General features: G+C 43.7%; 24 protein-coding genes. 15 read left to right on the top strand and 9 right to left on the bottom strand.

Annotated elements, in window-relative coordinates; genetic code table 11:
- The first annotated feature begins 30 nt into the window (after positions 1–30).
- Genes sapA through ACED28_RS01705 form a run of 6 tightly spaced genes read left to right on the top strand, consistent with a single transcriptional unit; the run spans position 31 to position 6,085 of the window.
- A complete protein-coding gene (gene sapA / locus ACED28_RS01730) occupies positions 31–1,653 on the top strand; it encodes an ABC transporter substrate-binding protein SapA (RefSeq protein WP_371700905.1) in 1,623 nt (540 codons plus the stop codon).
- Positions 1,653–2,615: an ABC transporter permease subunit gene (locus ACED28_RS01725; RefSeq protein ID WP_009848779.1), complete on the top strand. Its 963-nt coding sequence runs from the start codon at positions 1,653–1,655 to the stop codon at positions 2,613–2,615. Before sapA ends, ACED28_RS01725 begins: the two co-directional genes overlap by 1 nt.
- The gene (sapC, locus tag ACED28_RS01720; protein ID WP_009848780.1) at positions 2,602–3,489 is read left to right on the top strand and encodes a putrescine export ABC transporter permease SapC; all 888 of its coding nucleotides are present in this window, start codon (positions 2,602–2,604) and stop codon (positions 3,487–3,489) included. The genes ACED28_RS01725 and sapC overlap by 14 nt, the downstream gene beginning before the upstream one ends.
- Complete coding sequence (locus ACED28_RS01715) at positions 3,489–4,490, top strand: oligopeptide/dipeptide ABC transporter ATP-binding protein (protein WP_371709141.1); 1,002 nt, start codon at positions 3,489–3,491, stop codon at positions 4,488–4,490. The genes sapC and ACED28_RS01715 overlap by 1 nt, the downstream gene beginning before the upstream one ends.
- On the top strand, positions 4,487–5,269 hold the full coding sequence (locus ACED28_RS01710; protein ID WP_009848782.1) for an ATP-binding cassette domain-containing protein: 783 nt from the start codon (positions 4,487–4,489) through the stop codon (positions 5,267–5,269). Before ACED28_RS01715 ends, ACED28_RS01710 begins: the two co-directional genes overlap by 4 nt.
- A 36-nt stretch (positions 5,270–5,305) precedes the next feature.
- Positions 5,306–6,085 carry a DUF2927 domain-containing protein gene (locus tag ACED28_RS01705; RefSeq protein WP_017098171.1) on the top strand — a complete coding sequence of 260 codons (780 nt, stop codon included), beginning with the start codon at positions 5,306–5,308 and terminating at the stop codon, positions 6,083–6,085.
- 93 nt (positions 6,086–6,178) lie between these two features.
- Here the strand turns inward: ACED28_RS01705 and ACED28_RS01700 are convergent, their stop codons facing one another.
- Complete coding sequence (locus ACED28_RS01700; protein WP_004734596.1) at positions 6,179–6,568, bottom strand: DUF2750 domain-containing protein; 390 nt, start codon at positions 6,566–6,568, stop codon at positions 6,179–6,181.
- Between the two features lie 149 nt (positions 6,569–6,717).
- Complete coding sequence (locus ACED28_RS01695; RefSeq protein WP_009848785.1) at positions 6,718–7,623, bottom strand: manganese-dependent inorganic pyrophosphatase; 906 nt, start codon at positions 7,621–7,623, stop codon at positions 6,718–6,720.
- 201 nt (positions 7,624–7,824) lie between these two features.
- On the opposite strand from ACED28_RS01695, the gene ACED28_RS01690 reads away from it, so the two are divergent.
- Complete coding sequence (locus ACED28_RS01690; RefSeq protein ID WP_012604363.1) at positions 7,825–9,039, top strand: putative manganese transporter; 1,215 nt, start codon at positions 7,825–7,827, stop codon at positions 9,037–9,039.
- Positions 9,040–9,379: 340 nt separating this feature from the next.
- Here the strand turns inward: ACED28_RS01690 and torA are convergent, their stop codons facing one another.
- Genes torA through torE form a run of 3 tightly spaced genes read right to left on the bottom strand, consistent with a single transcriptional unit; the run spans position 9,380 to position 13,281 of the window.
- A complete protein-coding gene (torA, locus tag ACED28_RS01685; RefSeq protein WP_017100089.1) occupies positions 9,380–11,842 on the bottom strand; it encodes a trimethylamine-N-oxide reductase TorA in 2,463 nt (820 codons plus the stop codon).
- A 24-nt stretch (positions 11,843–11,866) separates the two neighbouring features.
- On the bottom strand, positions 11,867–13,048 hold the full coding sequence (torC, locus tag ACED28_RS01680; RefSeq protein WP_009848788.1) for a pentaheme c-type cytochrome TorC: 1,182 nt from the start codon (positions 13,046–13,048) through the stop codon (positions 11,867–11,869).
- Between the two features lie 50 nt (positions 13,049–13,098).
- Positions 13,099–13,281, bottom strand: a complete 183-nt coding sequence (torE, locus tag ACED28_RS01675; RefSeq protein WP_008222628.1) for a trimethylamine N-oxide reductase system protein TorE — start codon at positions 13,279–13,281, stop codon at positions 13,099–13,101.
- Between the two features lie 436 nt (positions 13,282–13,717).
- Between torE and ACED28_RS01670 the strand changes: the two genes are divergently transcribed.
- Positions 13,718–14,512: an ABC transporter permease gene (locus ACED28_RS01670; RefSeq protein WP_012604364.1), complete on the top strand. Its 795-nt coding sequence runs from the start codon at positions 13,718–13,720 to the stop codon at positions 14,510–14,512.
- A gap of 403 nt (positions 14,513–14,915) precedes the next feature.
- Here ACED28_RS01670 and focA read toward each other — a convergent pair whose 3' ends face one another.
- Together focA and ACED28_RS01660 are read right to left on the bottom strand one after the other, a co-directional pair.
- Positions 14,916–15,758 carry a formate transporter FocA gene (gene focA, locus ACED28_RS01665; RefSeq protein ID WP_009848790.1) on the bottom strand — a complete coding sequence of 281 codons (843 nt, stop codon included), beginning with the start codon at positions 15,756–15,758 and terminating at the stop codon, positions 14,916–14,918.
- Positions 15,759–16,120: 362 nt separating this feature from the next.
- Positions 16,121–17,425 (bottom strand): ATPase, encoded by a 1,305-nt coding sequence (locus ACED28_RS01660; protein ID WP_371709140.1) that lies wholly within the window; start codon positions 17,423–17,425, stop codon positions 16,121–16,123.
- 259 nt (positions 17,426–17,684) lie between these two features.
- Between ACED28_RS01660 and ACED28_RS01655 the strand changes: the two genes are divergently transcribed.
- The 3 genes from ACED28_RS01655 to ACED28_RS01645 all read left to right on the top strand — a co-directional run bounded on the left by ACED28_RS01655 (position 17,685) and on the right by ACED28_RS01645 (position 19,542).
- Positions 17,685–17,915 carry a TIGR02647 family protein gene (locus tag ACED28_RS01655; RefSeq protein ID WP_009848792.1) on the top strand — a complete coding sequence of 77 codons (231 nt, stop codon included), beginning with the start codon at positions 17,685–17,687 and terminating at the stop codon, positions 17,913–17,915.
- A 114-nt stretch (positions 17,916–18,029) separates the two neighbouring features.
- Complete coding sequence (locus ACED28_RS01650) at positions 18,030–18,884, top strand: NAD(P)H-binding protein (protein ID WP_371709139.1); 855 nt, start codon at positions 18,030–18,032, stop codon at positions 18,882–18,884.
- Positions 18,877–19,542 carry a YdcF family protein gene (locus ACED28_RS01645; protein ID WP_371709138.1) on the top strand — a complete coding sequence of 222 codons (666 nt, stop codon included), beginning with the start codon at positions 18,877–18,879 and terminating at the stop codon, positions 19,540–19,542. Before ACED28_RS01650 ends, ACED28_RS01645 begins: the two co-directional genes overlap by 8 nt.
- 143 nt (positions 19,543–19,685) lie before the next feature.
- Here the strand turns inward: ACED28_RS01645 and ACED28_RS01640 are convergent, their stop codons facing one another.
- Positions 19,686–20,264: a thymidine kinase gene (locus tag ACED28_RS01640; protein WP_371709137.1), complete on the bottom strand. Its 579-nt coding sequence runs from the start codon at positions 20,262–20,264 to the stop codon at positions 19,686–19,688.
- Between the two features lie 97 nt (positions 20,265–20,361).
- A complete protein-coding gene (gene cysS / locus ACED28_RS01635) occupies positions 20,362–21,747 on the bottom strand; it encodes a cysteine--tRNA ligase (RefSeq protein ID WP_371709136.1) in 1,386 nt (461 codons plus the stop codon).
- A 353-nt stretch (positions 21,748–22,100) separates the two neighbouring features.
- Between cysS and ACED28_RS01630 the strand changes: the two genes are divergently transcribed.
- The 4 genes from ACED28_RS01630 to ACED28_RS01615 all read left to right on the top strand — a co-directional run bounded on the left by ACED28_RS01630 (position 22,101) and on the right by ACED28_RS01615 (position 25,386).
- Positions 22,101–22,595 carry a peptidylprolyl isomerase gene (locus ACED28_RS01630; protein WP_004734582.1) on the top strand — a complete coding sequence of 165 codons (495 nt, stop codon included), beginning with the start codon at positions 22,101–22,103 and terminating at the stop codon, positions 22,593–22,595.
- 84 nt (positions 22,596–22,679) lie between these two features.
- Entirely contained in the window at positions 22,680–23,414 is a 735-nt protein-coding gene (lpxH, locus tag ACED28_RS01625; protein ID WP_017098163.1) for a UDP-2,3-diacylglucosamine diphosphatase, read from the top strand.
- Between the two features lie 123 nt (positions 23,415–23,537).
- Positions 23,538–24,755, top strand: coding sequence for an EAL and HDOD domain-containing protein (locus ACED28_RS01620; protein ID WP_017098162.1), 1,218 nt, complete (start codon positions 23,538–23,540; stop codon positions 24,753–24,755).
- A gap of 118 nt (positions 24,756–24,873) precedes the next feature.
- Positions 24,874–25,386 (top strand): YchJ family protein, encoded by a 513-nt coding sequence (locus ACED28_RS01615; protein WP_371709135.1) that lies wholly within the window; start codon positions 24,874–24,876, stop codon positions 25,384–25,386.
- Positions 25,387–25,497 lie beyond the last annotated feature (111 nt).

Below are 25,497 nucleotides of genomic sequence, written 5' to 3'. Positions count from 1 at the left end.
AACGCCTCGTTTCGAAAAGTATTTCTTTTTATGAAAGCACTAATAAGACTATCACTTAGCATCTGCACGCTTGGCTTTTTAGCTGGATGTGGTGAAAGTGTCACTCACGAGCAAATCCGTGAAAAAGGCTTCATTTATTGCGGCCAAGGTAATCCTAGTACCTTCAATCCACAATTGGTTGATAGTGGCATTACCTCAGAATCGCTGAGCCCTCAAATTTTCGATACCCTGCTCACTCTTGATCCTATGACTTACCGACCAAAACAGAACTTGGCAACAAGCTGGTCTGTCGATAAATCAGGTACAGAGTACACTTTCAAGCTGCGCCCAAATGTTGCGTTTCAAACCACAGATTGGTTTACCCCAACCCGCAGCATGAATGCACAGGATGTGGTCTTTAGTTTTGAACGTATCATTGATAGTTCAAACCCATTTCATTATGTGGGTGGCGGTTTATATCCATGGTTCGCTGGCATCGACTTTCAAAACCTGATTGTTGAAATCACAGCGGTGGATGACCTAACGGTGAAGTTCCAGTTAAGTCGCCCAGATAATTCATTTCTTAACAATATCGCCACCAGCTATGCGGTCATTCACTCCAAAGAGTATGCCAACAAGCTGATTACCACAGATGAAAAAAATGAAATAGACTCCAAGCCCGTAGGCACAGGCCCTTTCTACTTGGATGAATATCAAATTAATGATCTTGTACGCTTGAAAAAGAACAAGCATTACTGGAAGGGTGAAGTACAAATGGACCAAGTTGTATTTGATACTTCACAACGCGGGACAGGCACACTTGCCAAGCTTCTCCGCAGTGAGTGTGACGTGTTGAACTCACCAATTTCTAGCCAGATCCCTATTATTCAAGCTCATGAAGAGTTGAAGATTTCTGCCACACCTGCCGTAAATGTCTCTTTCATCGCGCTAAACACAGAACATCCTGCATTGCGTGACTCACGAGTACGTAAAGCATTGAACTTGGCTATTAACCGTCAGAACATTCTTGATTCTGTGTACTACGGTACAGGTACAAAAGCCTACACGTTACTTCCCCCTACTTCTTGGGCTTATCAAAAAGACAGCGTTCAAGTTCGCTATGATCGAAACTATGCGATCGCACTTCTTAGAGAGGCCGGTGTAGAACCAGGGTTAGAGCTTTCAATGTGGGTGCCACTAGAGCCACGCGCATACAATCCAAGTCCAAGAAAAACGGCAGAACTGATCCAAGCAAACTTGGCTGATATTGGTATTGAATTGAAACTCTATACCGACGACCGATTTGACCGAACACAGCTGTCTTCAATTTCCTCAACAGATTTGTTACTCACAGGTTGGATTGGCAGTACGGGCGACCCAGACAACTTCTTACGTCCACTTCTATCATGTAGTTCGGAACGCGCGGGATTAAACGTCTCTATGTGGTGCAACTCAGACTTTGATTTCCTTCTCGACTTGGCATTAGAGATTAATCAACAAAGGCATCGCGTGAACTTGTATCGACAAGCCCAAAACATTCTTAATGAAGAAGTTCCTGTGATACCTCTCGCTCACGGCGTGCAATTCCGTGTGCACGATCGTTCGCTAACAGGTTTTAAACGCAGTCCTTTTAATGCTCAACCTTTTGATCAAGTCAGAAGGGAGGTGAACTGATGTTTTGGTATACATTAAGACGTGTAAACTTATTCATTATTACACTTGGAATTCTGACTTTAGTGGGCTTTGCTCTACTTCGATTAGACCAAACCTCACCTTGGGCAATTCAAGATTTTTGGCCCGGCTGGCTTAGCTACGTCACCGAATTATCGACGCTGAATTTCGGCCTGAGCAAACACGGTGTTCCTATCATCGAAGAGCTTGTCGTGGTATTCCCTGCGACGTTAGAATTGTGCTTCTTTGCTTTTTTACTCGCACTGTTTATCGGCATCCCTTTCGGCACAATAGCCGGTATGAGACAAGGAAAATTTGTTGATACCACCATATCGTTTACTTCAATGGCAGGCTACTCAGCACCTATTTTTTGGGTCGCATTGCTAATGATCATGGTGTTTTCACTGCACTTCGAGATGTTCCCTGTTGGGGGGCGATACGATCTACTTTACGAAATTGAACACGTGACTGGCTTTGCAATGATTGATGCCTTCTTTGCCGAAGGTAACTATCGAGCACACGCCCTACAGAGCGTAATAGACCATATGGCGTTACCTTGTCTTGTTTTGGCGCTCGCTCCAACAACCCAGGTTATCCGACTAATGAGAGCGTCAGTGGCTGAAGTGATGGCTCAAAACTACATCCGTGCCGCACGAATCAAAGGTCTTTCAACAAGAGAGATCGTCACTCAACACGTATTAAGAAATGCAATACCACCGATTATTCCTAAGGTCGGCGTTCAACTCTCCAGTATGTTAACGCTCGCTATCATCACCGAGTCTATCTTTAACTGGCCGGGTATTGGCCGCTGGTTGCTGGATGCATTATCCAATCAAGATTACGTTTCAATTCAAGCTGGTGTAATTGTGGTAGCAACCTTGGTTTTGACCGCGAATATACTGTCCGATCTACTGGGCGCGATGGTCAATCCTCTGGTAAGGAAGGAATGGTATGCTAACAAATAACGTCTACCAAGAAGAACAGATTCCAACCCAATTCGAGCGTTTCTGGCGCAGCTTCCGTGGCAATAATCTCGCAATGTTTGGACTATGGTGTTTGGTCTTGATCATTTTGATCACCATCACTTCACCATGGCTAGCACCACATGATGCTCAAGAGCAGACGGGGCACCTACTAACACCTCCTTCTTGGGATCCGGCTGGAACAGTTGAGTATTTTCTAGGCACTGATGATTTAGGGCGAGATATTCTATCCCGTCTGATTATTGGCTCTCAGCTGACATTTGGTGCCGCAGTAGTGATTACCTTTATCGCAGCAGTCATCGGTTGTCTGATTGGCGTACTTGCAGGTATGACTCGTGGGTTGCTATCAAGCACGCTAAACCACTTGCTTGACACGGTAATGTCTATTCCGTCGTTGCTACTTGCGATTATCTTCGTGGCATTTCTTGGCTTTGGCGAGTTTAATATCTTGCTAGCCTTATGTTTGGCATTGATTCCACGCTTTATTCGTTCGGTATACATTGCCGTGCATGCAGAAGTAGAAAAAGACTATATTTTGGCTTCTCGCCTTGATGGTGCGAATGACTTCTACCTGTTATGGAATTCAATCCTTCCTAATATTCTTACTGTAGTGGCACTTGAAATTACACTGGCATTGTCAGTCGCCATTCTTGATATCACGGCCTTGGGTTTCTTAGGGCTTGGCGCTCAAGCACCAAGTACCGAATGGGGCTCAATTTTGGGTGATTCTGTAGAGCTGATTTACCTTGCGCCATGGACAGTAACTCTACCCGGCTTAGCCATTATGTTTACAGTGATCGTGATTAACCTTGTCGGTGAAGGTGTTCGCCAAGCGCTAAATGCAGGAATCGAATAATGCCGTTACTTGATATTCGACATCTAACCATAGAGATTGAGACCCCTCAAGGGATGGTTAAAGCAGTAGATCGAATGAGTATTACCCTCAATGAGGGAGAAATTCGTGGCTTAGTAGGTGAATCAGGTTCTGGTAAGAGCTTGGTTGCAAAAGCGATCGTTGGTGTTTGCAAAGAAAACTGGAAAGTGTCTGCCGACCGAATGCGCCTTGGCAATATCGACCTGCTACAACTAACGCCCAAAGAACGACGCCGTGTGATCGCTCGCGATATCGCGATGATCTTCCAAGAACCATCGACATGTCTTGACCCTTCCGAAAAAGTGGGACGCCAGCTAATAGAGGCGATTCCTTCGCGTTCATTTGAAGGTCGATGGTGGCAACGGTTTAAGTGGCGAAAAAAGCAAGCAATAGCATTACTGCATAAAGTGGGGATCAAAAATCACTCTAACCTAATGGACAGTTATTCTTATGAGTTGACCGATGGTGAGTGTCAAAAAGTCATGATCGCCATGGCGATCGCTGCCAAGCCAAAAGTGCTAATTGCCGATGAGCCAACCAACGATTTAGACCCGATTACGCAGTCTCAAATATTGCGCTTATTGAGCCGAATGAATCAACTTCATAACACGACAATTCTCCTCATTGGGCACGATTTAACGACTATCACTCAATGGGCGACACGAATAACCGTGATGTACTGCGGTCAGTCCGTTGAGTCTGCAGATACGACAAAACTGTTGGATGTACCAAAGCATCCTTACACCGTTGCACTGCTAAAAGCGATGCCCGATTTTAACGACTGGATTCCCCATAAAGAAAAACTGCAATCTTTACCAGGGTCAATTCCGCCGCTGCAGCACCTTCCGATTGGTTGTCGACTTGGACCACGTTGTCCATACGCGCAAAGACAGTGTGTCGAGATCCCGCATACTAAACGTATAAAGACCCACAAATTTAACTGTCATTTCCCTCTGAATATGGAGAAGAAAAAGAAATCATGAGTGCATTATTAGAGGTCAGTGATTTATCTAAAGACTTTACGACTCGCTCTGGTCTTTTCCGCAAAAAGATTCATCAGGCAGTGAAGCCAGTCAGCTTTTCCCTTGAAGCGGGACAGACTATTGGTTTTATCGGTCAGAATGGGTCGGGGAAATCGACATTAGCAAGAATGCTAGCGGGTATGGTGGAACCAACAGCAGGTGAGATCCGAGTGAACGGTGAAAAGCTAGAGCACAAAGACTACTCAACTCGCTGCAAACTGATTCGAATGATCTTCCAAGATCCGAACACCTCGCTAAACCCACGCATCCAGATTGGTCGAATCCTTGAAGGACCATTGAAGCGAAATACCAACATGCCACCAGAAGCCCGCATGCGCCGCGTAAAGGACACATTATTACGTGTTGGGCTTCTACCAGAACATGCTTACTTCTATCCTCAGATGCTTGCTGCAGGCCAGAAGCAGAGGGTTTGTTTGGCTCGCGCTTTGATACTTCAGCCTTCCATCATTGTTGCTGATGAAGCGTTGAATGGTTTGGATATGGCGATGCGTTCGCAAATCATCAATCTGTTCCTAGAACTTCAAGAAGAGATGGGCGTATCGTTCGTTTATGTTTCTCAACACATCGGCATTGTTAAACACATCACAGATAAGATCATCGTCATGCACGAAGGCAATGTGGTTGAAAGTGGCGAAACACATGAAGTACTGACTAACCCAACTCACCAAATCACACAAAGGTTAGTTGAGAGCCACTTCTATAAAGCACCAAGCCATTAATCGGTGATCGCGCTATATTCCGCAAAGGGGAAAGATATGTTACCAAGAGCTTCAATGCTTTCCCTCTTGTTGGCGCTGCTGTCCTTTAATGCAGCAAGCACACCACTCACATGGCTAGATAGAACCTTCGTCGAAACTGCCTTTTATCACGTCGCACTTCAACACGAATATTCACAAGGCGACAAGCTCCTCGCTAAATGGAAACAACCTATTAAGATATGGATCGATCACCGAGTCGGCGACGAAGAGCTTCATCAAGAACTCACCGAATTACACGTCCAGCACCTATCGCAAGTCACCCAACATCCGATTAAAATCGTCACACGAGAATCGGATGCAAACGTTAAATGGATATACACAAGGCAGAGTCAGTGGATAGCTGAAGCCAAAACTGTACTCAAACTGAAATCGACACAGCATCTAAACAGCGCTATCTGCACTGCAGGTTATCGAACTAATTCCAAAGGGGAGATTGTATATGCAGGAATTGTGATCCCAGTAGATCAAGCGAGAGCAAGAGGAAAGCTGGTCGCATGTATTGTTGAAGAGATCACACAGGTACTTGGGTTACCCAATGACTCAGATAAAGCCTACCCTTCTATTTTCAATGATCACACGCCAGAAGACTTGTTATCCCCCTTAGATGTAGTGCTGCTAAAGCTACTGTATGAGCCTCAATTGAAAGTGGGAATGACAAAAGAACAGGCAAAACCAGTTGTGCGAAAAATACTGAAAAGATACAGCAAAACAGGTGTACTTCAGCAAGCTTCTAAAGCAGCACAGCAAGCGCCTTTGTATCAACTTATTGGGTATTGACGAAAATACGTTGGAAAGTAGCTTAGAAGGGAAGAATAGAACAACAGCGTTGCCCGAGGTAAGACAACGCTGGCTTACAATTTGACGAGAGAATTAGCGCTTAGCAGCCTGCTTCTTCAGCTCGAAGTCGAACTCATCCGGGAACAAGATAACACCTTCTTCCTGTTCGTTCGGGAACACAACAACTGCAAGCTCGTCGTCTTCTAGACCGTTAGTCCAACGGCTATGCCATTTGTTTAGTGAAATAGACTCAGCTTTACACTCAGACCAATCACCCGTCGCCCAAGACTCCGCAAACTCTTGATTTGGCCATACAGGAACACAGTCTTCATCTTCTGTGTTCAGCATTACACAACCGTGTTCATCGGTTAAGATCCATACTTCACGGTTCGCTACGATTTCTTTCACACAGTACTTCAGGCGTTGCTCACCCGTATACTTATTGATTTCAGCGATTTTTTTATCGTCTAGCTGTGTAGTCATCTCAATTTCCTACTTTAGTCAGTAACTATGTTCTTAAAGCTATTTTATGCCGAGTGTTTTTAACTTCAAACACTATCGATGAAGAAGAAAGCCTACTTCAAAGAAAAACGCCTGCTAAATTAGCAGGCGTTTATAATTAAGCGACTTGGTTAAACAAGCTCGCCTTGAAGCCAAGGCCAACCTTGCTTCTTACGGCTCAATGTATTTTCCATCATCAATACACCGTCTTTCTCGAATTTAACCAGCTTATCAGCCCACTCACCTTTGTATAGAAGACGAGTTTGAGCTGTAGTGATATCTGTCAGCATTACTGCCGCGAACGCTAGACCATCTTTCTCACAACGCGCTTCAAGATCAGCTTCTAGAGCTTCGATCATGCCGTCTACTTGCTCAAGAGTCGCAAGCTCAACTTGACCAACAACAACATCACGACCGTTGAATGGGTAGCCTTTAAGGTCTTTTTCTACTAACTGTGCAGCAGATAGGCCTTCGATGTTTGTCTTAGCGATTAGAAGCGCTTTGATAAATGCATCAACGTCTGTTACGCCAGCGATTTCAGCAAGCTCAGCAACCGCGTCTTTGTCTTTTTGAGTACATGTTGGAGAAGCAAAACCAACTGTGTCTGAAAGAATTGCAGACATCATCAGTTTAGCGATTTGTTGAGAGATAGCGTGACCTTCAATCTTAAACATGTTGAAAAGTACTGTATTTGTACAGCCAACAGGCCAGATCCAAGCTTCCATAGGGTTAACTGTCATCACGTCACCTAGACGGTGGTGATCGACAATGCCTACGATCTCAGCATCAGCTACATCGTCTGGTGCTTGTGCAAGATCTGAGTAGTCTACTAGCCAGATTTTCTCACCAGCAACAGAAGTACGAAGTTCTGGCTTTTCAGCACCAGCGACTTCTAGAATGTGTTGAGTTTCGCGGTTGATCTCGCCTTGGCGAATTGGTGTCGCTTCCTCGCCACGAGCTTTAAGAAGCTCAGTTGCAACTAACGCACTACAAATACTGTCACTATCAGGGTTTTTGTGACCAACAACTAAAATCATGTTTCTTCCTATTACACTAACAATTATGACTCTACCTTTAGAGTCTCTCTTTATTAGGCATACTTTACCTCATTTTTTTAGATTGGTCATGTTTCGTGGGTTTGGCCAATGGTAACAAAAGATAAAAAAACAACGAATGCAATTGATAATTATTATCATTCGTATATGATTATCTTAATACACAAATTTTGAGTGACACTTATGGATCGACTAATCTCTTTTTTGCCAAGCAGCAGCGCTGCGAAAACAACTCAGTTTTCACTGTCTTTTAAGCGCCTGCTTTTACCTATTTCACTTGCGGCGTTAGTTGCAGCTCCTGCTACGCGAGAATTGACGGTCACTACCTTGTCTGACGCCTTCTGGGCAGTGTCATGTTACGTTGCGCTAACCCTAGCGATTTACCACTGGTTAAGTCTATACATCAACAAAGATAACGTCTTCAATAAGCTCGTCCATCAATCTCGTTCAAACCAAGTTGTATTCGCCGCGCTAATGGGCGCATTGCCAGGCTGTGGGGGAGCGATTGTGGTCACCACACAATTTATTTCAGGCAAACTCGGATTTGGTGCGGTTGTGGCTGTACTCGTCTCAACCATGGGTGACGCGGCCTTCCTGTTAATTGCTAGCGAACCCAAAACAGGTTTAGCCATGATGGCGATGGGTGTAATCGTGGGTACCGCCTCAGGACGAATCATAAACTTGTTTCACGCAGACGACTTTTTACGCCCGAAACAGGCAGAGAGAAATGAAGCGGAAAACAGCTGTACCTCACAACCTCAAGGTCAAAGCCCTGTCTCTAAAAAAGCGATAAACCTTCAGGGTTACCTATGGTCTGTGCTTATTATTCCGGGAGCCGCTGTTGCCCTGCTTGGCTCTTTTCAAATCGATGTAAACCAGTTGCTGACACTGCCTGAGATGTCTATGGAATGGACGGGAACGATTTTACTGATCAGCTCGATGTTTTTGTGGGGGCTTACTCGTGAAATTGAGGATTACAAATCGGCCGTAAGTGAAGATGAAAAATGTATAGGTTCTCACCCACTACAAAAAACAGCTCAAGATACAAACTTTGTCACTGCATGGGTGGTGGTGGCTTTTCTTTTCTTCGAGTTTGGCTCTGTGCTTGCAAATGTCGATTTTGCGACGCTATTCTCAAGCTGGGGGATGATGCTCCCCCTGGCGGGTGTGTTGATGGGCTTACTGCCGGGGTGTGGTCCACAATTGTTGGTCACTAGCCTTTACCTTTCAGGTGCACTGCCACTTTCAGCTCAGGTCGGTAACGCAATTTCAAATGATGGTGATGCTTTATTCCCTGCTATCGCAATGGCACCGAAAGCGGCTCTTGTGGCCACATTATATTCAGGCATACCCGCATTAATCTGTGCATACGGTTATTGGTTTATGTTCGAAATTTAACTCAAGCTGATTCAATTCCATAGGTCTCTATTAGGTCGATACTTTGTATCGGCCTTTTTGTTTCCGTCTGCCTAAGTCCTTACAACAGATTCTTTTTACACTCCCTTCCTGCTTCATAGTTCATTGTTCATTGTTCATAGTTCATTGTTCATAGTTCATAGTTCTACAGCCTATCTCAAACGGCACGTCGTTATAGCCGGTCTCAAAAACGCCCCCTGTTGGCGCTATGACAATGCTTAATTACAAATCCCGCACACAGGCTAGAAAAACAAAAAGCCCCTGTAAGAGTGCTTACAGGGGCTTTAATTCAAGCTTTAATCTTGGTTCTTAAGTACAAGACTTAAGAAACTTCGATTGGACCACCGAATGAAGTTACTGGAGGCAGTTTGCCTTGGAACTTCTCGAAGTTAACCAAACATGTGTTTGCTGACGTTGCTTGAGCAAGTTCAGACGTACCGATGTCTTGAGTTAGTGTGTTTGGATCGCCGTATGTATCTAGCGCCCCCACTTTCTCGTTGATCGGGCCATACCAAGCTCCTTCTTCGATACGAACAACACCAGGTGCGTAGCTATCCATTAGAACAGCACCTGCTAGTAGTTGACCACGGTCATTGAACACACGTACTACGTCGCCATCTTTGATGCCTTTCTTCTTAGCATCGATTGGGTTGATGTAGATTGGCTCACGGCCTTGTACCGCGTAAGTCGCACGCCACTCTTCAGATTCACACATCTGAGAGTGAAGACGCTTGTCTGGGTGACAAGATTGTAGCCAGTACGGGTGTTTGTCAGAGCCTGGACCACCGTGTGAACGTTCAGATTTCTCAAACCACATTGGGTGTTCTTGACAGTGCTCGTAACCCATGTTGCCAACAGTACGGCTTGTGATTTCGATGAAACCAGAAGGCGTACCTAGTGCGTTGATCTCTGGATCTTCACGGAATGAAGCGTGACGAGTCCATGGCTTACCTTTACCGAAGTCTAGGAAACCTTTCTCCCAGAACTCAGCAAACTCAGGCATTTCGAAACTGCCTTCGTTTGATGCACGACATTCGTCATACAGAGATTTAACCCACTGCATTTCGTCCATACCACGCGTATAATCGTCGTAACGACCCCAACGCTTAGTTAGGCTAGACATAATCTCGAAGTCAGTTTTAGACTGGAACAGAGGATCGACTAGTTTGTGCATCGCGATCAAACCACGACCAGAGTACGCGCCGTAACCATCAATATCGTTACGTTCCCACTGAGTACATGCAGGAAGCACGATATCAGAGTGACGACAAGTTGCAGTCCAAGCGAAATCAACAGCCACTACAGTTTGTAGGCTCTTGAATGCTTTACGCATCTTGTTGCGATCTTGGTGGTGGTGCCACGGGTTATTACCACTGAATACCATCATCTTGATATCCGGTAGTGTAACCGTTGAACCGTTCGCTTTGATCTTCTTACCTGGCTCTAGCAAGCTATCTACCCAACGAGCAACAGGGATTACACGGCTGTAACCGTTGTAATCAGTGTTAGTGTGCTTAGGCGATTGACCTTGGTCGATGTTCAACGGGAATGAACCCGGAGCAGCGAAGCCAGTTGAAGAAACACCGATACCAGAGTAATGGTGACCGTAAGAGATACCACCGCCAGGTAGACCGATTTGGCCAACCATTGCTGCGATAACGGCACACATCCAGTAAGGCTGCTCACCGTGTTGTTGACGTTGGATACTCCAACCGACAAGAATCTGCGTACGACCGTTAACCAGCATCTTAGCGAATTCACGGATAGAGTCCGCGCTTGCACCACAGATAGCCGAAGCCCACTCAGGTGTCTTCTCAACTTTATCTTTCGTTTCACCTTGAACGTACTTGATAAAGTCTTCAAAACCTAGACAGTAAGTTTCGATGAACTTCTTGTCGTATAGATCTTCGTTGTAAAGAACGTGAGCAACACCAAGCATGAACGCCACATCAGTTTGTGGGTTGATGTACATTTGCTCGTTTTCTAGGTAACGGCCTGTTTTGTTTTTAACAGGGTCAACAGAAACAACGTTGATCTCTTTCTTAGCAACTTTTTCTTTCAGCTGTTCTAAGTATGCGAATGACTCGTGAGTCTCACATGTCCAACCTACTTGCAGGTTTTTAACTGGATCGTTACCCCAAAGAACAATGTTGTCACTGTTTTCTAGGATAAGTTCCCAAGATGTACCTTGTGCGTAAACTTCAGTAGAACCTAGCACGTAAGGCATGATCGTTTGACCAGCACCTGTTGAGTAGTCACCGATTTTCTTCACAGAGTAACCGTGAAGTGCCATTGCACGTTGCATATGGTTAGTACAGCTGTGGAACTGACCCGTTTGTCTCCAACCAGTTTGACCTGTGTGAAGCGCCCATGGACCGTAATCTTTCTGTACGCGCTCTAGTTCGCGGTAAACAAGGTCTAGTGCCTCATCCCAAGTCACACGAATAAAACGGTTGTTACCACGCGTGTCTGCGCTGTATTTATGCTTCTTCAACCAATCTAGGCGAACCATTGGGTAACGCACACGTGATGGGCTGTAGATAATACCTTTAATACCTTTCAACATCTCAGTTGGGTGTTGATCGATTTCTAGAGGTTTAATCTCTTGTACTTTACCCGCATAAACGCGAGCTCGGAATGCACCCCAGTGAGAACCAGAGACTTTCCACGCGCCGTCTGTTTCTGCTGCAGACACTGATGCCGACGCCAATAAGCTTGGACCGATAACCGATGCCGCACTTGTAGTCGCGACACCTTTCAGAAAACTTCTTCTTGTAATTGCCATTGTGTTACTCCAATTGACGTCTTATTAGTGATGGCCTTCAGAAAAATCTGATGAGTGCTTCTGTAGATACTTAAGAACAAGTGCTTCTGTATCTGTATCGAAGTTAACGAATGCAATCATACCATCTAACATGCCTACCCAACCGTTAGCGCTGAAGTGAGCTTCATCTGGCTGTGAGTGACACGTTGAACAGTTAGATTGGTACGCTTGACCCGCTGCGTTCCAGATTGGATCGAAGTTATCAACCATAGACTCTTTCTTCATCCAAAGTGCTAGGTTAACTTCTTCCCATGGAAGGCCAGTAAGCTCATCTTCTTTCTTCTCACCAACAGTGATAACGTCACTTTGAGATACTTCTTTGGTCAAGATTGCAGTTGAGATATTCATACCGAAGTCTTCTTGGATTACACGTCCGAAGCCTTTCGCTTTACGCCAACCATCGATTTGAATCTTGATCATGTCGCCTTTTTCGTCGATAACCGCAACTTTACTTGCAGGGCTGAGTAGACCCGCTTCAACTGTTGCTGTTTCATCCGTGTACATTGGGAGGTGACGAATAGAGATCACGTCAGAACCATTTGCGTAAGATGTGCTGCTTGCTACATTTTCTAGCTCGCCAACAATACCACTTGCTGATGCCATATCCATTGGAAGGTTGTGAGCAATACCTTTGTGACAGTCAACACAGCTTTGATCACGTTCTGCTGCATTCTTCATCTGGATACGCGCTGTTGGGCGCATGTTCTCGAAGTCCATTGAATCGTAGTTGTGACAGTTTTTACACTCTAGAGATTTGTTCGAAGAGAAACGATCCCATTCGTGTTTAGCCAGTTCGATACGACGAGCTTCGAATTTCTCAGGTGTATCTAGGTCACCAAATACTTGAGCGAATACTTCTTTAGATGCTTGCATCTTACGAGCGATTTTTGCTGTCCATTCATGTGGAACGTGACAGTCAGGACAAGTAGCACGTACACCAGAAGTGTTTTTCCAGTGAACCGTTTCTTGTAGTTCTACGTACACGTTGTCACGCATGGTGTGACAACTTACACAGAACTCTTCTGTATTTGTGTGCTCTAGAGCTGTGTTAAAACCGCCCCAGAAAATAACACCGGCGATAAAGCCACCCATAGTTAGTACACCAAGACTGATGTGTACTGCAGGGCGAGTCATTGTGCGCCATAATTTAACTAAAAATGATTTCATGTTTAGCTCTCTTAAATATTGATTTTAAAAAATGTTGTTACTAGAGGGCATTACATGCCGCCGTGAGCACCAGGAGGTCCGAATACAAACACTTGCAGTGCCCAAACTAGGAAGCCGTAACCGCCTACAAAAGCCACACTTAATATTGGAAAGAGAACCACCGCGATGAAGAGGAAAGACTTCCACTCCAACGAGCGTTTTTCGCCAGTTTCAATTTTATTAACATCACTCATACATTTTGCCTATTTTGTATTTAGTAATTTCGAGTAACCCATTCTATGGGGCTAAAGTTCTTGAGTATCTAACAACAAATTTTAGACCATACACAAAGTAGGGTTCAATCAAATCCCCCGTTATAACCCTTGCTAATCAATACTTTTTTGAGGTCATCCAAACTTGTTTTCAGTTAAACAAAGTTATTAAAAAGTATTAACAAATGTGAAGAATTAAGTATATTTCACAAATGTTAAAAACCAACATATACGCAACCATATGACAACCAATTTTAACTTTTTACCTACTAAGTAGTAGCTAAAAAAGCCTCAAACAACCACTATTTTGTGTTTTGTTTGTTAAATGATTGATCATTTTTAGAATTGGTGACTTTACAGTTGAAATGCATCATTTGGCACTTTCAGATATGATGGAGACCACTTAAAAGGAATCATTATGCAAGACGTTATTGATATATCTTGGTGGCAGTTATTGTTCTTCAGCTCACTTCTCTTGCTACCCATTACCATCAACTACAAGTTAAAACTCGGCCTTGGCAAAGAGGCTTCTGTCAGCATAATCCGTATGGTTGTTCAGCTATTTCTAGTGGGACTTTACCTAGAATACTTGTTCACCTTAAATAGCTTATGGGTCAATTTACTGTGGCTATTTGCAATGATCATCGTTGGGGCAAGCTCAATTGTTGAAAAATCTAGGCTCTCCAAAAACCTACTTTTAGGTCCTATAGCCGTTAGCCTTGCTGTAACTTGTGTACCTATTGTCTTGTTTATCTGCTTTTTCATCATTAAACCGACACCTGTTTTTAACGCACAGTACCTTATCCCTATTGCAGGGATGCTGTTAGGTAATAGCTTAAGCAGTAATATCGTGGCATTGCAGAACTTGTTTGGGGCTTTTGAAACGCAGAAATCAGAGTACGAAGCGGCTATCGCTTTGGGCGCATCTCCTTCCTATGCAGCCGCGCCTTTTGTTCGTAATGCGATACAGAAGGCGATGTCACCAATTATGGCCTCTATGGCAACTACAGGCTTAGTCACGCTACCGGGAATGATGACAGGACAGATCTTAGGAGGTGCATCACCGATGATTGCGATTAAGTATCAGTTGATGATCATGTTAGCTATCTTCGTGATGATGAGCTGCTCTTTAGCACTTGCACTTCACCTCTCATTGAAGACATCTCTAACTAAAGAAGGCCGAGTTCTCGTGCAAATACAGCCTTCGAAATAGCCACCCCACTCCACTTAGATCTGGTTACTCACTCCACTTAGATCTGGTTACTCACTGAATTTGAGACAGGTTATCCACAGAAATTGTGGATAACCAAATCAATATAGATCCTTTTTTGTCCATTCCCACCTAGGGAAAGATCATTACCTTTGATCTTTGGTCGTTTTCAAAGACATATACACACACGGTGAGCATCGCTATTGAGCGTTCACATGATAATTTAAGACATGAATAAGTAGGTTTTCCACAAATAAAAACGGCTTGCAATGCAGGCCGTCTTGTAAATGTCATAAGTCAGTTCAGTGTTTTCACTGAGTCCAAGTTACCCTGTTAACTCGTAAACTGGATTAACCGCGTAATCGGAATTAATCACGAAACCGCTTGGTGGATCACGCTACCTTTATTAGTCACGTAGGTAGATCAACCAGTACCACATACCAACAAAGATACCACCGCCAATGATGTTACCAATGGTAACGGGCAGCAAGTTGTTCATCAAAAAGTCCATCATGTTCAGATCAACATAGTCCGCAGGGTTAGCGCCTGTCATTGTCCAAAATTCTGCGGGAGCAAATGTTTTGATACCGATAGCTAAAGGGACTTGGAACATGTTGGCAATACAGTGCTCAAAACCGGCTGATACGAACATCGCAACAGGTAAAATCATAACTGCGATTTTGTCAGTCAGTGTACGTCCACTAAACGTCATCCATACCGCGATACAAACCAACACATTACACATGATGCCAAGCGCGATAGCTTGGATAAAATCATGGTGCATTTTGTGTTGGGAAATCGCCATGGCATTCAAACCCACTTGCCCATGATCGAACATGTACTGTTTAGTCAGAAGCATACAGGCCACCAGCAGCAATGCACCAATTAAGTTACCGACATAAACCGTGGTCCAGTTCTTAACTAATGTACGCCAGGTAATCTTGCCACTTGCGCGAGCAACAAGCGTCAACACCGAGCTGGTAAACAGTTCACCACCAGTAACAACAACAAGGATTAATCCTAAGCTAAAAGCTAGACCACCCAATAAGCGAGTAATACCCCACGGTAAATCACCAGCGCCGGTAGTCACGATTGTGTAGAACACAAACGCGATACCAATATGTATGCCAGCAGAAATCGCTAGGAGAAAAGATTTGATTGGATCTTTGGTTGCTTTACCTACGCCAATATCTGCAGCGCGCTCAGCCATTTGTGGCGGTAATAATGAGTCGAATTGGTTTAGATTCATGATGATTTACATTTTGAAACATGTCGTCGGGAGCGCGATAATCCTCTCTTTCATTTCTGAATTCAAGAGCTATTTTAAGCTCGAAATGCCTCTCACAATCCTGTTGAAAGAAATTAGTCCAAGTTATTCCAAATTCATACGACTTTAGTAGTAAAAATAAAACTCTGCTGAATGATTAGTTATCAGCATAGAAAGCAACACATTTATAAATATCAACAAGTTACGTTAAAACTCAAAGAATAACGTACACTATAATGACTCAATGGACAGTTTTGTTTCCAGATTTTGACATAGATCAACAGAACGTAAAAAAGCGCCCTTAGGCGCTTTTAACTCAATCACAAATAAAGAAATTAGTCTTACTAAACCGAAGGTTCAACCATTTCTTCTAATGATTGTTCGTTAGATGCATCCTCTAGGCTAGATTCAATACTAGGAAGAATCACATCAGAGCCACTTTCGCTGGCAACTTTACCACCTAAGCTTTTCAAACTATCCACTAACTCTTCTAGGCTCTTTATATGAGCATCACTCTTGGCAACCTGATCATCTAACAATTGGTTGTGCTTGGTCGCTTCAACCAATTTCTGTGTTTGTTTCTGATTCTCACTTTCTAACTTAGCGAGTCGCTCAGTCAAAGTTTTAATCTCTGACTTTAATGACGCCGTCATGTCTGAGCCTTTCAGCGCTTTAACACTCGCTACAATTTTTTGAGACTGAAGACGCAATACAACATCACGGTGATCTTCATCATTAACCACTCGTGAAATGCTCAATAACTGGTTCTCGGCATTTAAAACCGATTGTTCAAATTTGTCACCTTTAATACTTGCGAGCACTTTAACTTCATGAGCAACACTGCGCACGTGGTTTAATTCGAACTCTGCAGCGTGAACTGCGTCTTCAATGATCGACTTTTCACGGGGACTGGCTTTCACTTGGCTTTCTGCCAAAGCAATTTGAGATGCCGCTTTAGCAAACGTCAGTGGAACAACGTCGTCGAAATCTTCATCTTCCAAGAACTCCAACTCATCCTTCAAAGGTTCGATGTACTTCTTGTGGGCCACTTTAACTTCTAACAAACTCGCGTTATTAAGAAACTCTACCTGTGCTTCCTGAGCATCTTCAAGTTCGTCAACCAGCACATACTCAAACAGCTCGCTGTATTCTGAATACAAGCGCTTGTAGCTCGATGCAAACATAGTGTCGGCACCAAGAAACTTTAAGTAATCCATTTGCACTATCGAGTCGGCTAATACTCTGTCAGCCTTTTCCTTTAGCACTAAGATCGAGTCATAATTTGATCGAATCAACGCAATTTTTTCATCAAAGGCTTCAGCGTAAGTTAGTGTAGAAAAAATCGAGTAACTCTTGGTTAACCGTGTTTGATCTTTCACTAAGTCCGCATAAATGCTTTCAGCATCATCCCAAGCGTCTAGTAGTTCATTGTAATTCTCTGGAGCATAGAGAGACAATTGAGCGTGTTCTTCAAGCTTAGCCTCCCACTCGGAGTAAACACTTTGGACAGACTGAAATGAACGGACCTCTACTGTTGATTCATTGTCATTTGTGGTTTGGTTCGCGCCTGTCTGCTCTGAGGGTGTACTTTGACAACCTGAGATAGCAAATAGCATACTGATCGTTAATGCTACTTTGTTCACTCTCACTGATGCGTTTCCTTTTTATACAATATTAGCTGGATGCAATATATTTCTAGTAACACAATATATTACAACCACTTCCCAATAAACATCGTTCAGAATTTAAGTGGCTGCAAATCACGCAATCTAACTAAAATAAACCCACCATACGACGATTAATCATTCAATTTGGTATCACTTATCAATTCTATTTATTTGCTATTGCTTGAGCCGTGAATGCGCACTAAGGTGAAGGTAGAGAACGTTATGAATATATAGGTTAATTATGAAGTACAACGCTGAACATATTGCTGATTTAAACCTCCTTCTTCAATTTGATGTAAGTAGCGCCGCTACTGGAATTAAAGTTCATCAAGAGGCTGCTCAAGAAACTCAAGACGCTGTTAAGCGCCTATTCGAAAAGAATCTTTGCACTCAGCCAGACGGTGGTTACCTAACAGATGAAGGTATCCAGATGGCAGAGCGCGCAGACAAGTTACTTCGCGTACTGAACTAAAACTCCACGGTTCTAGTAAAAACTCCACTCGCTTCGGCCGTGGAGTTTTTTCATTTTTGGCCAAAGGTTTGTTAGGCTTATTGTAAATTCGTCATTTGCAGTTGTGAGGAACACATGGCTTCTATATTTATTGTTGGTGCAGGATGGGTCGGTGCACCTTTATCTGAACATTTAGAAAAACATGGTAACCAAGTTGTGGTCACGAAAACGACCCAAGCAGGTGCAGACGCTGTTGGGAACAAACGAGTTCCATGTGAAGTGTTTAGTTTTGACTCATCAAAGCCAGATGAGACAATCGGTGAACTCTATTCGTTGTTACTCGAAAACAACACTGAGATAGTGATTGGTAGCTTCCCTCCAGGCTTTAGAAAGGGAGCAAGACAAGAGTACGCCGACTACTGGCAGCAAGTCACCAATGCGTGTCAAAAGGCCAACGTTAAGAAGCTCATCATGGTCAGTTCAACAACCGTATACCCAACTAAACCTGGCGTATTGAACGAACTGGATGCTTCACTCCCCCTTTCAACCTCAGGCAACGAGCTCGCGTCTTCATTCACCGATAGCGCGAGAGTGATGCTGCGAGCGGAACAATCAGTGATTGATTCAGGCATCGACTACACCATTCTTCGCTTCAGTGGATTAATTGGCCCGAACCGTCACCCATCGAGGTTTGCAAGTAAATTGAAGCAGGTTAGTACTCAAGCTCCTGCCAACATGCTTCACCTTAACGACGCGATTGGCGCAGTCGATTTCGCTATCAGTCAACTGCACAACGAAGTGGTCAACGTCACCACACCGAATACTGTGAGCAAAGCAGAGTTCTATGCCGCAGCACTAAAAAGTACCAATAGCAGCGAACCACTTCCCCCTCTTGTCGATACGCCAGACAAACTGATCTCTTCGAAAAAGATTCTCGACTTAGGTTACTCGTTTAAATTCGAATCCACACTGGACGCACTTCATGACTGAGCAATCTACAGCTAAGAGAAATCCCAATATAAAACTGCATCGCTCAGTCGACACCCTTTGGAACTTTATGTCTATGGGCCACAAGGTTACGCCTTCAGACTGTATTTTTGTATTGTGTAGCAACGATACTCGCGTCGCTGAATATGCAGCCGAGCTTTATCACCAAAAGATAGCGCCATACATCGTTTTTTCTGGTGGTATGGGACGTTTTACAGAAGGAAGCTTTGAGCGTTCAGAAGCAGAAACGTTCGCTTCTATCGCACGAGACTGTGGTGTGCCTGACTTAGACATTATCATTGAGAAGCACGCGACAAACACTGGGGAAAATGTACGGTTTACCTACGAGCTACTGGCTCAGCGAGGATTATCACCTAAACGGCTGACCCTAGTTCAGAAGCCCTTTATGGAGAAACGCACTTACGCCACGTTTGCTAAACAGTGGCCTGACGAAGTTACCGAGATTCAAGTCACTTCACAATGGCAAGACTGGATTGATTACTTTAACGAAGAGTTACCATTAGACATGGTGTTAGGTGCATTGATTGCTGATTATGAGCGAATCAAATCCTACCCCGCTCAGGGCTTTCAAATTGAGATGCCCATCCCTGACGACGTTGACCATGCCTATCAAGCATTAAAGAGGCTCGGTTTCGAATAAAGCAAAAGATCGACTAAGAATAAAATAGAAGCTCGGCTTGGAATAAAACAAAAGCTCGGCTCAATAAACAAAAACGGTGACACTAGGTCACCGTTTTCTAATTTGAACGCTATTGGTTTTAGCAATGCCGACTTGTAGGCTGCTTATTTACCTAACGCTTCTTTATAATGTAAACGGCAAGCCGAAACATATTGGTCATTGCCACCAATAGCGACTTGGTCACCTTCAGCAATTGCCACACCGTGCTCATCTGTACGAATTACCATATTGGCCTTACGGCCACAGTGGCAAATTGTTTTAAGTTCTACTAATTTGTCAGCCCAAGACAACAAGTAGCGGCTACCTTCAAACAGTTCACCCAAGAAGTCAGTGCGCAAACCGTAGCAAAGTACAGGGATGTACAGCTTATCAACCACTTCTGTTAGTTGGTAAACCTGCTCTTTCGACAAAAACTGACACTCATCGATCAATACACAATGACGCTTTTCTTCTTCGTTGAGTTTTTGAATTGCCTCAAACATATTGGTGTCGTTTTTAAACAATTGAGCTTCAGATTGAAGACCAATTCGTGAACTCACTTTACCGATACCATAGCGATCATCTAATGCAGCCGTAAAGATCACTGGTGTCATACCACGTTCTTGGTAGTTGAATGAAGATTGAAGAAGCGTTGTTGATTTACCCGCGTTCATTGCCGAGTAATAAAAATACATCTGAGCCACAGAAATATTCCTGTTAATTAAAAGTTGAAGATAAAAAGGTGAAATTAGAGAATTTTTGCTAGAAAAAAGGGCTGAAAATCAGCCCTTTTTATAAGATTTACTTACGACGCCAAGTCGTACCTTCTGGACCATCTTCCAGAACAATACCTAGCTCGTTCAGCTTATCACGTGCAAGATCGGCATTTGCCCAATCCTTCGAAGCGCGAGAGTCATTACGTAGCTTAATTAGGCCTTCGATTTCAGCGACTTCGTCATCGTTACCTGCTGCATCGCCTTGCAAGAAAGCTTCTGGATCTTGGTGAAGAATACCGATGATGTCTGCCAGTTCACGCATCAACGCACCTAGTGCACTTGCTTTTTCTATGCCTTCAGTCTTGATACGGTTGATTTCACGAGCCATTTCAAACAGCACTGAATAAGCTTCAGGTGTGTTGAAATCATCGTTCATCGCTGTAGAGAAACGAGTCACATACTCTTCACCACCAGCAGGGGCTGCGGTAACGTCTAGACCACGAAGTGATGTATAGAGACGTTCAAGTGATGCACGAGCCTGATTTAGGTTATCTTCGCTGTAGTTTAGTTGGCTACGGTAGTGACCAGACATTAGGAAGTAACGAACTGTCTCTGCATCGTAATGCTGAAGTACGTCACGGATAGTGAAAAAGTTACCCAGTGACTTAGACATTTTTTCTCTGTCTACCATCACCATGCCACTGTGCATCCAAGTATTCACATACTGGGTGCCATGTGCACAGCAAGATTGTGCGATTTCGTTCTCGTGGTGAGGGAACTGTAGATCCGAACCACCACCATGAATATCGAAGTGATTGCCAAGAATAGACGAGTTCATTGCTGAACATTCGATGTGCCAACCTGGACGACCTGGCCCCCATGGCGATTCCCACGTCGGCTCACCAGGCTTAGACATCTTCCAAAGAACAAAGTCTAACGGGCTACGTTTTGCAGAATCGATGTCAACACGGGCGCCAGCTTGAAGCTGGTCAAGATCTTGCTTAGAAAGCTTACCGTATTCGTCAAACTTCTTAACTTCGAACATCACGTCACCGTTGCTTGCAACGTAAGCAAAGCCACGTTGAATTAGCTTTTCTACTAACTCAATGATCTCTGTGATGAATTCAGTCGCACGAGGCTCGACATCTGGGCGTTTCATGTTCAATGCATCGAAGTCCGCGTGCATTTCACCGATCAGACGCTCAGTCAGAGAGTCACAAGACTCGCCGTTTTCATTAGCGCGCTTGATGATTTTGTCATCGATATCAGTGATATTACGAACGAAATTCAAATCGTAACCAAGGTAACGCAGGTAACGAGTTACCACGTCAAATGAAACGAACGTACGGCCATGACCAATATGACAGAGATCGTATATGGTTACCCCACAGACATACATACCGACTTTGCCAGCTGTAATTGGTTTGAATTCCTCTTTCTGTCTTGTGAGCGTGTTATATATCTTCAGCATGATCTCTATCTATTTTATGGATTAATCAAAAATAAGATCGCAGTATAACAAGTCATACCTTAATAGGTAATCCCCCAAAGCAGGAATTATACCAATCACAGTAAGTAGATGGTCATAAATAGCGCAGAAAAAATGCTTGAGAACAAGGAAGAAATTTTCGATAAGTAGTTATTCTACATTCAAAATTTCTAACGACGTTATCAAGTGTTTTAACAAGCTAGGATGGCCAGTTATTTACTACGATTGGAATTACCTCAAACATCCGAGTTAAGTTAATGATTTGGTGATTTGAAAGTCCGCCAACATGCGCTAGAATTCGAACTTCATATTAAAAAGACAGTAAGGTAACAATCATGATCATCCTTCACACAAATTTTGGTGACATCAAAGTTCAACTTAACGAAGAAAAAGCACCAGAAACAAGCGCAAACTTCCTACAGTATTGCCGTGACGGTTTTTACGACAACACGCTATTCCACCGTGTTATCGATGGTTTCATGGTTCAAGGCGGCGGCATGACTTCTGGCCTTAAAGAAAAAACAACTCGCGCGACTATCAAGAACGAAGCAAACAACGGCCTAGCGAACAAAGTGGGTACGCTAGCAATGGCTCGTACTATGGAACCGCATTCAGCGAGCTCTCAGTTCTTCATCAACGTTAACGACAACTCTTTCCTAAACTTCCGTAGCGAAAGCCTAGACGGTTGGGGCTACTGTGTATTCGCAGAAGTTGTTGAAGGCATGGACATCGTAAACAAGATCAAAGGTGTTAGCACTGGTTCTATGGGTATGCACCAAGACGTACCTCTAGAAGAAGTGATCATCACTGGTACTACAATCGAAGCTTAATCACTTGCTTTCGGTTAGTATTAATAATTGATGAGCCGATAAAATCAGGATATAGGGAGCGCATCGCTCCCTTTTTTTAGACCTATGAAAACATATTTTATATCAGATCTACACCTTGCTCCGTCGCGACAAGACATCACAGACTGCTTCTTAACCTTCATGAAGAACGAGGCCGTAGAAGCGGATGCACTCTACGTGTTGGGTGATCTTTTCGAATTCTGGATTGGTGACGACGATACAAGCGAGTTCGCGAATTCAATTCGCCAAACGTTTATAGACTTAGTTAACACTGGCGTACCTTGTTATTTCACACAAGGCAATCGCGACTTTTTAGTTGGCAAAAAATTTGCGAAACAAACAGGCGTACAGCTTCTAGATGAAGTTTCTACTATCGATATCTACGGACAAAAAGCAGTGGTATTGCATGGTGATACTCTGTGTACCGAAGATATAAAGTACCTCGCCTTTCGTGAAAAAGTTCATCAGCCCTGGTTACAATGGGTCTTTAATAGAATTCCATTTTTTATCAAAAAGAAAATTGTCTCCAAGGTTCAGTCTGATATCAAAGATGATAAGCAGACAAAGTCACTCGACATCATGGATGTAACACAGCAAGAAGTCGAAAATGTGATGAAACAACACAACGTCGATTTGATGATCCACGGTCATACTCACCGTCCAGACATACACTCCTTCAGTGCTAACAATTGCACTAAAACCCGTATCGTATTGGGTGATTGGTATACCCAAGGATCAGTTCTGGTGTTCACTCCGCAAAGTTTTGAACTACAGAATCGCGAGTTTAGCAATCGCTTTTAGCATCACGCTTAAACTTTCACTTTTATTATTATCATCGGTCAGATTTTCTTCACTTGTATATGGTAATTTCTCCTGAATTAGCTATTATTTGTCTATCAAAAATAAACCGAACACAGTACCAAGTTGAAATATTCATACGTAGCGCGTCAACCAATACTCGATGCAGACAAGAAGACCATAGGTTACGAGTTGCTATTTAGGGATGGTCCTAAGAACACTTTCCCTGAAGTAGAGCCGGAGCTCGCTACTAGCCGTTTGCTTTCCGACCACTTCTTATCTACCCACTATAATACATTGGGCGATAAGCTTGGATTCGTTAATTTTCCATATGCAAGCTTGGTTAACCTAGTCCCGACTCTATTTCCGAAAGAGAGCTTAGTTGTCGAGGTACTGGAAGACTGTGAGCCAACAGACGAACTGCTAGAAGCCATCATCACAATTTATGATGCGGGTTACACGATCGCGTTAGATGACTTTGTGCCTAGCAAAGCATGGAAACGCTTCTTACCTTACGTATCAATTATCAAATTCGACATACGTTTGATCTCAATCGCTAAAGCTGCGATGTTCATGAACACTCTGAAAGACTTGAATATCGAGTTTCTAGCGGAGAAAGTAGAAACTCACGAAGAATACCAAGAAGCAATCCAAGCCGGGTTTAACTATTTTCAAGGCTACTTTTTCAGTAAGCCGGAGATGATCCAAACTCGCGCATTAAACCCTGCTTTTTTAACCATTGTTCAACTGTTGAAAGAGATTGCCAACGATCCTATCAACTTTGCCGAAGTAGAGCGTTTGATTACCCTTGATATGACTATGTCGTATAAGCTGCTCTCTTACGTAAACTCCGCTGGTGGCTCATCAACACCGATTCGTTCATTCCACCAAGCGCTTGTTTATCTTGGTGAACAAAAACTACGTAAGCTAGTGTCACTGGTTGCTATCGCATCCGCGAAAGAAGATAAACCAGACTCACTTTATGGTTTAGCCGTGATACGCGCGCGCCAATGTGAACTGTTGGTCGAGAAAATGAACGTTAAGGTTGAGCCTGGGCAAGCCTTTTTAACTGGCATGTTCTCGCTGCTCGACTCCCTATTCGATCTGCCGTTAGTAAAAGTACTGGACTCGGTGCCGATCGATGATGAGATTAAACAAGCCTTGATTCAACGTAAAGGCGTATTAGGTGCCATTTTGGCGATGGTCATAGCTTATGAACAAGCTCGCTGGGATGAAGCAACGCGCATTCGTAAACTGCTCAAACTCAACGAAGCAGAGCTAGGTCAAGCTTATGACGAAGCAACTTCTTGGGCCCAAGACCTGCTGTCTCCTACTTTGAAATAGTTCACATCACACAGCTACTTCAATCGAAAATCAGCTTTGGTGAGCAGTCGTTTCTTGATAAACTCCAACACATTCATTTATGGCCTCTTAACAGAGGCCATTTTTACAGGATTTAACCATGTCTTTATGCCCATGCGGTAGCAAAAATACTTACCAACAGTGCTGTAAATCAGCACACCTTAACCACAGTGCCGTTGAAACACCCGAGCAATTGATGCGCTCTCGTTATTCAGCGCACGTGTTGGGTTTGGTTGACTATATTGTTGCGACTTACCACCCTAGCTGCAACGCAGAAGCGCAAAGAGACGGTATTGCCGAATCTATCGACAGTGATTGGGCAGGACTAGAAGTCATCGATACTGCGGTAGGCTCGCACCAAGACGAAGGCTTTGTTGAGTTTAAAGCTTACTTCAATGAAGAAGGCGCACAATACTGCATGCAAGAACGCTCTCGCTTTATACGTGAAGACGGTCTTTGGTACTACATTGATGGTACCTTCCCAGAGCAGGAACAAACTACACAACCAGAAATTGACCCACGCTTAAATCAAACCGTTGAGAGCTTTAAAATCGGCCGTAATGATCCGTGTATTTGTGGCAGTGGTAAGAAATACAAGAAGTGCTGCGGGTAACTCGTTCGACTAAGAAGTCAGATTAAGAGAAGAGATTCCTGATGTCGCTTAGGCTCCTCGGAATGACGCAAAGTCAGAGGTTAGAAAAGTGACGTAGGGCTTAGAAATCTT

The organism is Vibrio sp. 1F253 (assembly GCF_041439295.1).
GTDB classification, from domain to species: Bacteria; Pseudomonadota; Gammaproteobacteria; order Enterobacterales; family Vibrionaceae; genus Vibrio; species Vibrio tasmaniensis_A.
Note: the sequence above shows the minus strand (reverse complement) of the source record. Positions and strands in the feature narration are given on the sequence as shown.